Annotated in this window: 9 protein-coding genes, 1 tRNA gene and 2 rRNA genes (1 of these 12 only partly in view); all 12 read right to left on the bottom strand. The window is 58.2% G+C overall.

Going from position 1 to position 11,416, the window contains the following annotated elements:
• Nucleotides 1–22: 22 nt before the first annotated feature.
• Nucleotides 23–703, bottom strand: a complete 681-nt coding sequence (locus AXE86_RS03805; RefSeq protein WP_198145285.1) for an ABC transporter ATP-binding protein — start codon at nt 701–703, stop codon at nt 23–25.
• Entirely contained in the window at nt 700–1,905 is a 1,206-nt protein-coding gene (locus tag AXE86_RS03810) for an FtsX-like permease family protein (RefSeq protein WP_061944869.1), read from the bottom strand. Before AXE86_RS03810 ends, AXE86_RS03805 begins: the two co-directional genes overlap by 4 nt.
• Nucleotides 1,902–2,324, bottom strand: a complete 423-nt coding sequence (locus tag AXE86_RS03815; protein WP_061944872.1) for a DUF4418 family protein — start codon at nt 2,322–2,324, stop codon at nt 1,902–1,904. The genes AXE86_RS03810 and AXE86_RS03815 overlap by 4 nt, the downstream gene beginning before the upstream one ends.
• A 103-nt stretch (nt 2,325–2,427) precedes the next feature.
• Nucleotides 2,428–2,503: transfer RNA gene (locus AXE86_RS03820), tRNA-Gln, on the bottom strand.
• 49 nt (nt 2,504–2,552) lie between these two features.
• Complete coding sequence (gene scfB / locus AXE86_RS03825) at nt 2,553–3,941, bottom strand: thioether cross-link-forming SCIFF peptide maturase (protein ID WP_061944875.1); 1,389 nt, start codon at nt 3,939–3,941, stop codon at nt 2,553–2,555.
• A 116-nt stretch (nt 3,942–4,057) separates the two neighbouring features.
• Entirely contained in the window at nt 4,058–4,195 is a 138-nt protein-coding gene (gene scfA, locus AXE86_RS03830; RefSeq protein WP_006691237.1) for a six-cysteine ranthipeptide SCIFF, read from the bottom strand.
• 70 nt (nt 4,196–4,265) lie between these two features.
• A complete protein-coding gene (murA, locus tag AXE86_RS03835; RefSeq protein WP_061944878.1) occupies nt 4,266–5,546 on the bottom strand; it encodes a UDP-N-acetylglucosamine 1-carboxyvinyltransferase in 1,281 nt (426 codons plus the stop codon).
• 22 nt (nt 5,547–5,568) lie between these two features.
• Nucleotides 5,569–7,641: a SpoIVB peptidase S55 domain-containing protein gene (locus AXE86_RS03840; RefSeq protein WP_061944880.1), complete on the bottom strand. Its 2,073-nt coding sequence runs from the start codon at nt 7,639–7,641 to the stop codon at nt 5,569–5,571.
• Between the two features lie 246 nt (nt 7,642–7,887).
• Nucleotides 7,888–9,234: an MFS transporter gene (locus tag AXE86_RS03845; RefSeq protein WP_061944883.1), complete on the bottom strand. Its 1,347-nt coding sequence runs from the start codon at nt 9,232–9,234 to the stop codon at nt 7,888–7,890.
• 99 nt (nt 9,235–9,333) lie between these two features.
• On the bottom strand, nt 9,334–9,609 hold the full coding sequence (locus AXE86_RS03850) for a hypothetical protein (RefSeq protein ID WP_061944886.1): 276 nt from the start codon (nt 9,607–9,609) through the stop codon (nt 9,334–9,336).
• Nucleotides 9,610–9,663: 54 nt separating this feature from the next.
• Nucleotides 9,664–9,780: ribosomal RNA gene (gene rrf / locus AXE86_RS03855) — 5S ribosomal RNA — on the bottom strand.
• 76 nt (nt 9,781–9,856) lie between these two features.
• Nucleotides 9,857–11,416, bottom strand: a 23S ribosomal RNA gene (locus AXE86_RS03860); it runs 1,510 nt beyond the window's last position.

Here is an 11,416-nt window from a genome sequence, read left to right on the forward strand (position 1 = left end):
GCCATAAGGGCGTTTTTCTGTACTACGCAGAGCGCGTCAGCCGCCCCTCTGCCATCATATAGCAAATATCCGCATATGATGCTGCCTCGCGCTCATGTGTGACGAGGAGGACTGCCGTGCCTGCATCGGCAGTCTCGCGCACGAGATCAAGCACGCGCCGTGTATTCTCCGCATCGAGGTCGCCCGTCGGCTCATCAAGGAGCAAAATCTGCGGCACGCCGGCAAGGGCCCGCGCGATCATCATGCGGCGCAGCTCCCCGCCCGAAAGCTCCGACGGACAGACATGCGCGAGCGGTGCGATGCCAAGCCGCTCCATCAGAGCATCCGCATGTGCAGACACGTCCTGTTCCCTGCCATAGAGAAGCGCCGAGAGGAGGACATTCTCCCGCACCGTCAGCGCGCGAAGCGACATCGGCTGCTGCGGCACAATGCCGAGCGTACTGCTGCGCAGCTCCGCACGCGCATCCTCGGGCAGTGCGTAGAGATCCGTCTCCCCTATGAGCACCTTCCCCGTCACGGGCGGCAGGAGCCCGCCCAAGATATGCAGCAGCGTACTCTTGCCGCTGCCCGAATGCCCCATGACCGCCGTCACCGTACCGGAGGAGAGGCACAGATCCGTCTCCGCCACAGCGACAATGTACCCTTCCCGCGCACTGTCGCGCAGGAAATCCTGACTGATTTTCTCCGCCCGCAGTTCCATCATCCATCCTCCCTCAGCAGTGTGCTGATCGGCGCCGTACATACGCGCCCCACCGTCCACGCCGCCGCCAGCATCCCAGACAGTGTCACTGCGAGGAGCGTATTCACCGCCAGCAGCAGAATCGTCCCGCCGTCGGGGAGAATATAGGGGCGCATCAGCCCCGCCTTCATCAGGCCGGCAAAGGGCAGAATAATCAGTGCGCCGAGTGCAACTCCTGCCGCAGCACCCGTCGCCGAGGCGAGTGCCGCCTCCGTCAGCATCATGCGCGTCAAAAAGCCGCGCGCCGCCCCCGCGATGCGCAGCATCAGATACTCGCGCCGCCGCTCGCGCGCCGACAGGTGAAAGGCGATGCCGAGAACGACGACGGCGATCACCCAGACCACTATGACGAGCCCGCCGATCATCTCCAAGATACCGCCCAGTCCCTGCTCCACTGCGTGCACCATTCCGTGTGCAGGGCGCGCCGTAAGCGCGGGATATGCCGCATTGACCGCCTCTGCGACGCCCTCGGGCGAGAACCCGTCCGCCGTCCGTATCATCACGGCAGAGATCGCATCCTCCGTCGGAACCCCCTGAAACACATCAAAGCCCCTTTTCGATGCATTCGCCATCATTGCACGGATCGTCTCCATATTCGTGTAAACCGCCGTATCCATCCCCGTTCCCGTCGGCGTGAGCCGTCCCACAACGCGGCAGGGCAGATCGTAGAACGTCAGCATCCCATCCGCAGGCACGGAAATGCCGCTGCCGACGAGAATATCGCCATAGCCGACCGTACCGCCATAGCTCTCGCGGATCCACGGCTGAATGGTCTGATCCGAGGCGGGATCAAAGCCGATCAGCTGCACCGCTGCGGAGCAGCAGCCCGCATGTGCCGAGGCAAGGAAGAACTGCGGCGTCGCATGCGCCACTCCCGCCATGCTGCGCAGATCGGAGAGATAGTGCTCCTCCATGTAGAACTGCGCGGGAACGCCCTGCACGAGCACCCCCTCCAGCGAGCCCGCTCCCTCTGCCGCCTTCGGCAGGACAATGACATCTGCACCGAGCCGCTGCTGAAACTGAATCAGACCGCCCTGCAGCCCGAGCAGCATCTCCGAGCCGCCGAAGATCACGAGGGCAAGAATCCCCGTCAGCACAGCAAGCGTCGCGGAGCGTGCCATATTCCTGCGGCAGGAGCGCAGGGCAAGTGCTTCACTGAACTTCACTCATTCTCCCCCTTTCGATGCTGCCACAGATACAGGGCAGAAAGGACGATGTTCAGCACGGCAATCACGCTGACCGATGGCTGCATCAACGTATGACACCGCATGGTCTCCATCATGCAGAGCGGAATAAGATGTCCCGGAAGACAGATCACCAGCACAGCGAGCGGAATCATCGCAATGGCCAGCCCTGTCTTTGTTCCTGAGCGCAGCGGCACAAGATGCAGGAGGGACAGGATGAGCATAACGGCAGCAAGCCCCGTCAGCGCCTCTCCTGCCCAATGACAAGTCATCCACGTTCCATCCTCATGCGGTGCACATGGCGCAAAGGTCGTCTGTATGCCAATGAAAAATATCGCATTCAGCACAATCTGCAGAAGCGGACACACGCCGATTCCCTTTTTCTCGCTGCTCATGATCATTCCCCTTATCTGGCATTTTTATCTATCCTACCAGAGATGATAAAAAGTTTCAATAAAAAAGAAAAAAAGAACTGCCCCTCAGGGCAGCTCCTCAAAATTCAAATGGCAGGGGTAGCTGGACTCGAACCAACGCATGCGGGATTCAGAATCCCGTGCCTTACCAACTTGGCGATACCCCTATCGCTCTCTCAGCAACATAGCGAATTATAGCGGAAGATGAAAATCTTGTCAAGAAATTTTTTTCTGCTCCTCTTCCCCCTCTTCCTTCTCCATCGCGAGCACCGCCTGCACAAGAATCGCGCACTCCAGACGCTTCTTCTGAATCGCACAGCCAATCTCGTACGGCTGCCGAATATCCCCATGAAAGAGATCGGCGTTCGCGTGGCAGCCGCCGCTGCAGTAAAACCGCGCCCAGCAGTCACGGCAGAGCGGCTTGTTCAGCACATGCGAGTTGCGGAAGTACGTCGGCAGCTCCATACTCTCCACGCCCGTAAAGACCGAACCAAGGCGATAGCCCTCACGCCCTACGAACTGATGGCACGGATAGAGATCGCCGTTCTCCGCGACGGCATAGTACTCATGCCCCGCCCCGCATCCCGCCAGTCGTTTCGCCACGCAGGGACCATGGTTGAGATCCATGTTGAAGTGGAAGAAGAAGAACCCCTTCCCCGCACGCACGCGGTCGAGATAGGTCTGCGTCAGGCGGTCATACTCCGCATAGATGCGCGGCAGATCCTCCTCTGTAAAGCCAAGCGGACTGTCCTTCAGCACAACCGGCTCCATCGAGAGGATGTCAAAGCCCGCCGCATTCATGGCGAGCACATCCTTCGTAAAGTCGAGATTCTCGTGCGTATACGTCCCGCGCAGGTAGTAGTCGTTGCCGCCGCGCGCATCGACGAGCTTCTTAAAGTTCCGCATGACCACATCGTACGTTCCATGTCCGCCCGCATCAGGACGCATCGCATCGTGCACCTCGCGCCGTCCATCCGCTGAGAGCACGACGGAGAGATGGTTGTCGTTCAGCCATGCGATATTCTTGTCGGAGAGCAGCATCCCGTTCGTCGTGAGCGTCAGTTTGAACTCCTTGCCCGTCTCCTGCTCACGCTGACGCACATACTCCGTCACCGCCTTCACCGTGCTCAGATTCATCAGCGGCTCGCCGCCGAAGAAATCAATCTCACAGTGTTTGCGCGGACCACAGCCGTCAATGATGAAATCGACCGCCGCACGCCCCACCTCAGGCGACATCACTGCGCGCTGCCCACCATAGCTGCCGCCATCGCCGAAACAGTACTTGCAGCGCAGATTGCAGTCCTGTGCCACCATCAGGCACAGGGATTTCACCAATCCGCGCGACTTGAAGGTCGGCGGCACGTCGATGTCGGGCGCGAAGAGGGCTCCCGCCGCCATCAGCTCGTGGAGCTCGCCGCATGCCTCGCGCAGCTCCACTGCCGGATAACGTCCCGCAAGACGCGCAACAACCGCCTCGTCGTTCGTCCCATCGAAGTCATCCATCATATCGTAAATCATCTGGTCGATCACATGAACCGCGCCGCTGTTCACATCGACGAGGATGTGCATGCCGTTCTGCTTGAACTTATGCGTTCGGACTTTCATTTGTTCTCCTTCATAACCACTCTTGGAAATGTAATACGCTGAAGCAAACCTTAGTGGAGCAACACATAGAAAAAGCCCCTCTCGCAAACGAGAAGGGCTGTGCCGATTTCCCCGTCTTACTTCGCGCAGGGCTGATTGCCCACCGTGCAGGAAGTCTTGCAGGCAGACTGGCAGGATGCCTGGCATTCGCCGCAGCCGCCCGTGTAGAGCGTGGACTGCATCGTCGGCTTGTTGACCGTCTTGATGTGCTTCATCCTTCATACCTCCTCAATCCATCGTTCTGAATTTATTCTATCGCATCATTCTTTATTATGCAAGCAATTTTTACACGCCTGCCCATTCCGCATCCACGCGCTGAATATCCGCCCCGAGCGCCACGAGCTTTGCCACGAGATCATCGTACCCACGGTCGATGTGATGGATGTAGCCGACACGCGTCTCATCCGACGCAACCAGCCCTGCAAGCACCATCGCCGCACCCGCACGCAGATCCGTCGCCCGCACAGGTGCGCCGCTGAGCAGTGCGCCGCCCTCGACCGTCGCCGTCCGTCCGTCCACACGGATCCGTGCACCCATGCGCACGAGCTCATCGACGTGCATAAAGCGGTTCTCGAACACCGTCTCCGTCACGACACTCGTCCCCTCGGCGACGGCGAGCATTGCCATGAACTGCGCCTGCATATCCGTCGGAAAACCGGGATAGGGCATCGTCTTGAGATCAATCGCCTTCATCGGGCGGTCGGCAGAGACGCGCACCCCGGCGATATCCTCCTCGATCTGTGCGCCCGCTTCCTTTAGCTTCGCAATGACTGGCTTCAGATGCTCGCTAATTGCGTTCTCGATGAACACATCACCACGCGTCATCGCCGCCGCGACCATGTACGTCCCCGCCTCGATGCGGTCGGGGATGATCGTATAGTCCGCCGCGTGCAGCTCCGACACGCCGTCGATCTTGATGCGGTTCGTTCCCGCGCCACGGATGCGCGCCCCCATCACATTGAGATAGTTCGCGAGATCGACAATCTCCGGCTCGAGCGCAGGATTCTCGAGGATCGTCTGGCCCTCGGCGCAGGACGCCGCCATCATCACATTCTCTGTCGCCCCGACACTCGGGAAATCGAAGTAGATGCGCGCCCCCTTGAGCCCATGCGGCGCACGCGCGTGAATGTCGCCCTGCGTGATCTCGATCTCCGCCCCGAGCGCCTCAAAGCCCTTGAGATGCAGATCGATCGGACGTGTCCCAATGGCACAGCCGCCCGGCAGCGAGATCTCTGCGTGCCCCTCGCGTGCGAGCAAGGGGCCCATGATGAGAAATGACGCGCGCATCTTGCGGACGAGGTCGTAGGGGGCTGCGACCGTCGCAATATGTGATGCATCAATGACCAGACGATGCTCCGATACCGTGTAGTCCGCCGTTACGCCAAGGGCACGCAGCACCGCCGTAATCGTATAGACATCTTCGAGTGCAGGCACCTCATCCAGCACACTGCTTCCGTTTGTACCGAGCAATGCCGCCGCAATGATGGGCAGCACCGCATTCTTCGCCCCGCCGATCTTCACATGGCCGCGCAGGGGATGCCCTCCATGAATGACCAGTTGTTCCATTCGCCCTCGTCCTCCTTGCGGCTCATCCCTCTACCTTGAGTGTTGCGTGTATGACATTCTCAATCACATACGGTGCAAAGAACTTCTCTTTCTCTTCCTTCTTCTTCGGATCGCCAAGCAAGGTCACACGCTTTTCCGGCGTCTGCTTTGCCGCGCGCTCCGATGCCTTGGCCGCCTCCCGCATACGCTTTTTCATTTCCTTATCCGAAGTCGGAGCAGGCGCCGCGCCGGGCGCTATGATAATCTCATTGTTCTGCCCCTTCTCCGCCAGTTCGCGGAGCTTATCCTCCGTCGACTTGAACTTCTCCTCGTCGTCGGGGATCTCGAGCCCCGCCTGCGCGAGGAGTGCCAAGGGGTTCACGGGGACAAATCCTCCGCCGCGAATATCGAGGTTCAGTGTCCCCGCCGGCTGCGCCTTCGGCACGCGATAGGGGATCGACAGCGTCTCCTCCGGCTTGCGATAGGGGCGAATCTTCGTCTTGAACGTCACCGTGTCGCCCGGCTTTACCACCAGCTTATCCGGCACCGCCGAGACCAGAACGGCCGTCTGACGTCCGCCCGTGAGCTCCACATCCACATCGAGATCGAGAATATCGGACTCCTCCTGCGGATTCGTCACGATCATATTCATCGCCTGCAGCAGCTCGGTCACGGCGACCTGCCCGACATCCGCCGCGCTGTAGTACATATTGCGCCGCTCAAAGACCCCGCTGTCCACGGCGTTCGTACGGATGGCAAAGCGGATGCGCGCCGTGCTGCTGCCAAGGGAATCCGACACACGGCTCATCGCCGCATAGGCAATGCTGCCCGAAAGCACGGGCAGGAAATCCTCATCGTAGGCAATCTGCGCACCGAAGGTCTCCTCCGTGCCAAGCGCGTCGTCCTTCACGTGAATGCGAATGGGAACAGCGGTGGGAAACGTCCCAAGGATCCCCGCAACGCCCGTCTCACGATCCTGATTGATGCGCCCGATCACACTGCCGATGTTCGCGATCTTCACGCCGTTGCTCTGGCCTGCAATCGTCCCGACCACATCGGCATCCGTCATGAAGTAGTTCACGTTTCCCTTGTGCATAAAGGAGTGACCGAATGCCAGCACTTTCTTGCCGTCCACCGCCGTCACCGTTCCCGTCGCGCCGATGCTGAAGTCGCCGTAGACAATGGCGACCCCGACGGGCTGACCGCCTGCAAGAGAGGCATCATAGCGCGTGGGAAGGGGCGTATTTGCACTGACCGTTCCCAGCGGAAGGAACGTACTGCCTGCAGGCATATTGTTCTCTAGATAGCGCAGCCCCGCCGATCCAAATCCGCTCACGAAGAAGGTAGACTTCTCCTCGGCAGCATGCACATTCTCTTTCTTAGCTGCAGGAGATGATGTGACGGGATCGGTCGACGTTTGCTCACCTTTGTCCGCACTCTGCACAGCATCAGCGGTCGTGTCATGCGTGTCGTCCGCAGCCTTCTGCGCCTCTGACGCACCTGCACCGCTCGCAGATGTTTCCTCTGTCTTCTCTCCGCGCAGGGCGGCGAGTGTATCACGCCACTCCGCCTCACGCTCGGCGTGTGTCATCTTGCCGACTTTCTTCTCGCGCTCGCGGAGCTCGTCCTTTTCCTTTGCCTTCTTGCGCTCCTCAACGGCGCGCACGACATCCACCGTGTCGATGCGCGTCTTATTCTTCGTGTCGGGCATCGACCAGAGCGGAATCATGTCCTCGATCGGCGTGATGAAAAAGGTATAGGGGCTGAGATCCTTCAGCCCCGCTGCAAGCGCTCCTACGAGACGACCGTCTACATAGATCGGACTGCCGCTCATCCCTTGCAGGACACCGCCGACGTGTTCGATGAAATTGCCGCTCGTCCGCGCCATAATCATCCGCTGAGAGCCCTTGCCGCCCTCCATCTGACCGACGATCTCCACGGGGAATGTGCGCACCTCACCCGTCGTATCGAGCACGGTATACGCCGTTCCCTGCATCCCCTCCGTCACCTCATTGTACGGGAGAATCGGAGGCATCGCAAAGGACGGCGGTGCGTAGAATTGTACCGCCAGCGCAAAAAGAGATGCCGCCGCAAGGCGCTTCCAGTTATATCGCAAAATGTCACCTCAAAAAATATATTACAACAGAGTTTATCTGCTCTATTGTAGCACACACACACAGATTTCGCCAGTTTTTTCGCTGGCTCCGCCGCCGTCAGTCGCGCCGGCTGCACCTCTCACAGCGCAAAACCGATGCCGTGGGGCATGGGGATGGAACACAATCCAAAAGCTTGATGAAAACAGGGCGGCGCTGCGAAACATTTCACAGCGCCGCCCCTCGTTTATTTATGAGCAGACCAAAGATCACGTCTCTCCGAGTGCGTGCTCCAACTCTTCAAGCGTCTGCTGTTTGCTCTCACGTCCGAGAAGGAGCACCGTCCCCGCGATAACGACAAAGACCGTCGCGAACATCATAAAGATGCCACTCATGGGGAACATGTTGGCGAGCATCACGCCGACGAGCATCGGCGCAATCATTCCGCCGATGCGGCCGAATCCTGCCGCCCAGCCGCTGCCAAGCGCGCGCATCGCCGTTGGGTACTGCTCGGGTGTATAGGTATAGATGACGCCCCACGCGCCGAGATTGAAGAAGCTCATCGCCGCGCCCCAACCAAGGAGGGCAGTGACATCACCTGCATTGCCGAAGAAATAGCTGCATACGCCGCTGAGAAGGAGGAAGAGCCCGAGCGTATAGCGGCGGCCGATCACATCCACGAGGTAGGCCGCCGCATAGTAGCCCGGCAGCTGAGCGACCGTCATAATGAGGACGTACTCGAACGTCTTGACAATGGCAAAGCCCTGCGCATAGACCATCGACGGCAGCCACATAAAGATGCCGTAATAACTGAACACAATACCGAACCATGCGAGCCAGAGCATCATCGTACGGCGGCGCATTCCCTTCGCCCAGAGCGCAGAAAATCCCGGTGTCTCCACCTGCTCCGCCTGCATACGGTGCGGGGCAAGCTGATCGAGGAAGGGACGCTCCGGCATCTGGAGCTGGCGCTCGATATCGCGCACAATCGCCTTCGCCTCGTCCACACGCCCCTTGGCGAGGAGATAACGGATCGACTCAGGCATGTGCAGGCGCAGGAGGAACACATAGAGCGCGGGCAGTGCACCGATAAAGAACGCCGCCTGCCAGCCAAAGACAGGGATGAGAAGATAGGCAATGCATGCCGCCGCAAGCCAGCCAAGCCCCCAGAAACTCTCAAGGAGCACAATGAAGCGTCCACGCAGGCGTGCCGGTGCATACTCGCTCATCAGTGTCGCTGCGACGGGCAGCTCTCCGCCCAGGCCGAAGCCGACAAGGAAGCGGAACACGAGCAGCGACTCATAACTCCACGCAACGGCACAGAGCCCCGTTGAGATACTATAGAGGAGAACCGTGATCGTAAACACCCGCTTGCGACCGATGCGGTCGGCAATCGTCCCTGCGAGCACCGCTCCAAGCGCCATGCCGATCAGCCCAATCGAGCCGATCCATCCCACCTGTGCCGGCGTGAGACTCCACTCGCGCGCCAGTACCGGCAGGACGAAGGCGATCAGCCCCGTGTCCATCGCATCAAACAGCCAGCCAAGCCCCGTGACAACAAGCAGTTTGTACTGGAATCTGCCGAGCGGCAGATTTTCCAGACGATCCAGAATCATGAAAGTACCTCCCGAAGAAATCATGGATTTCTTTCACTGCATTGAAAAAGATAGCTGACACATATTATAGTCAAAGTATACTGACGATACAAGGATATTTTAGGTTTTTTCCTCAGAATCTTCCTTTTTTCCACTCATAAAAACACCGTAGCCCGCTGTGCCGAATCCAATGCCGACAAAGAGATAAGCGACGGTGCTGTAAACGACATCCTTTTTGTTATTGGCGGAAATCGCCGCCGCCGCTTCCTGAGCATTCGAGGCTTCCCGTGCCAGCTCCAGGTTCTCAGCCATCGGGTCGGGGGAGAGATGCAGCAGCAGCAATCCGATGCCAAGGGAAATCAGCCCAAACAGAATTACCGCGAGTTTTTTCTTCATCATATACCTCCACAAAACAAAAGGGACTCGTGAATCATCACGAATCCCTCGTTCTTGCGGCAACTACCTACTCTCCCACGTCGTCTCCAACGAAGTACCCTCGGCCTGTGAACGCTTAACTGCTGTGTTCGGAATGGGAACAGGTGGAACCGTCCAGGCATCATCACCGCATACTTGAATGAGTCTTGCTCACTCAAAACTTCACAGAAGAAACGTCAGCAAATTGTTAGGCAATACCTTCTTAGAATAAGTCAAGCCCTCGACCGATTAGTGCTGGTCAGCTCCACATATTGCTGTGCTTCCACAGCCAGCCTATCTACCTCGTCTTCTTCAAGGGGTCTTACTTCCTTTTAGGAATGAGATACTTCATCTCGGGACGGGCTTCACGCTTAGATGCTTTCAGCGTTTATCCCTTCCGGACGCAGCTACCCGGCCGTGCCCTTGGCAGGACAACCGGTACACCGTTGGTCCGTCCACTCCGGTCCTCTCGTACTAGGAGCAGCCTCCCTCATGTATCTTGCGCCCGCGATGGATATGGACCGAACTGTCTCACGACGTTCTGAACCCAGCTCACGTACCACTTTAATGGGCGAACAGCCCAACCCTTGGGACCTGCTTCAGCCCCAGGATGTGATGAGCCGACATCGAGGTGCCAAACCTCCCCGTCGATATGGACTCTTGGGAGAGATTAGCCTGTTATCCCCAGGGTAGCTTTTATCCGTTGAGCGATGGCAATTCCACTCTCTTTCCACCGGATCACTAAGCCCTACTTTCGTACCTGCTCGACCCGTCAGTCTCGCAGTCAAGCTCCCTTCTGCCTTTATGCTCTGCGCGCGATTTCTGTCCGCGCTGAGGGAACCTTTGGACGCCTCCGTTGCTCTTTCGGAGGCGACCGCCCCAGTCAAACTGCCCGCCTGGTACTGTCCTATACACTGTTAATGTACTAGTTAGATCCTTAGCATATAAAGGCCGGTATCCCAACGGTGACTCCATCACATCTAGCGATATGACTTCCCAGTCTCCCGGCTATCCTGTACGTTATATGCCAAAGACCAATGCCAAGCTGCAGTAAAGCTCCATGGGGTCTTTCTGTCCAGTCGCGGGTAACCTGCATCTTCACAGGTATTTCAATTTCACCGGGTCCCTCGTTGAGACAGTGCCCAAATCGTTACGCCTTTCGTGCGGGTCGGAACTTACCCGACAAGGAATTTCGCTACCTTAGGACCGTTATAGTTACGGCCGCCGTTTACAGGGGCTTCAGTTCGCTGCTTCATCTCAAGGACTAACAACTCTCCTTAACCTTCCTGCACCGGGCAGGCGTCAGCACCTATACTTCAGCTTGCGCTTTCGCAGGCACCTGTGTTTGTGGTAAACAGTCGCTTGGGCCTCTTTTCTGCCGCCACCAACAGCTCCAACAGTAAATGTCTTCACCATCAGCGGCCATCCTTTTCCCGAAGTTACGGATGCATTTTGCCGAGTTCCTTAACGAGGGTTTTCCCGCGCACCTTAGGATTCTCTCCCCGCCTACCTGTGTCGGTTTTGGTACGGGCGGACGACTTCTCGTTAGAAGCTTTTCTTGGCAGTGTAGTGCAGCTGAATTCAGATTGACCGTAGTCTTTCCTATCTATCGGTTCTCGGCCTTATGATACGGGGATTTGCCTCCGTATCAGCCTACCGCCTTCGACGCGCCCAACCATTCGCGCGCTCAGCTTCCTTCCTGCGTCACTCCATCCTCAAACGAAGTCGCCCGGTACTGGAATTTTCGCCAGTTGTCCATCGCCTATGCTTTTCGCCTCGGCTTAGGTCC

The organism is Selenomonas sp. oral taxon 136 (assembly GCF_001554015.1).
GTDB lineage: Bacteria > Bacillota > Negativicutes > Selenomonadales > Selenomonadaceae > Centipeda > Centipeda felix.

Excerpts from the sequence above, each read along its gene's own strand:
- AXE86_RS03805 (WP_198145285.1), bottom strand. The coding sequence starts at position 703 with ATGATGGAACTGCGGGCGGAGAAAATCAGTCAGGATTTCCTGCGCGAC.
- AXE86_RS03815 (WP_061944872.1), bottom strand. The coding sequence starts at position 2,324 with ATGATCATGAGCAGCGAGAAAAAGGGAATCGGCGTGTGTCCGCTTCTG.
- scfB (WP_061944875.1), bottom strand. The coding sequence starts at position 3,941 with ATGAAAGTCCGAACGCATAAGTTCAAGCAGAACGGCATGCACATCCTC.
- scfA (WP_006691237.1), bottom strand. The coding sequence starts at position 4,195 with ATGAAGCACATCAAGACGGTCAACAAGCCGACGATGCAGTCCACGCTC.
- murA (WP_061944878.1), bottom strand. The coding sequence starts at position 5,546 with ATGGAACAACTGGTCATTCATGGAGGGCATCCCCTGCGCGGCCATGTG.
- AXE86_RS03845 (WP_061944883.1), bottom strand. The coding sequence starts at position 9,234 with ATGATTCTGGATCGTCTGGAAAATCTGCCGCTCGGCAGATTCCAGTAC.
- AXE86_RS03850 (WP_061944886.1), bottom strand. The coding sequence starts at position 9,609 with ATGAAGAAAAAACTCGCGGTAATTCTGTTTGGGCTGATTTCCCTTGGC.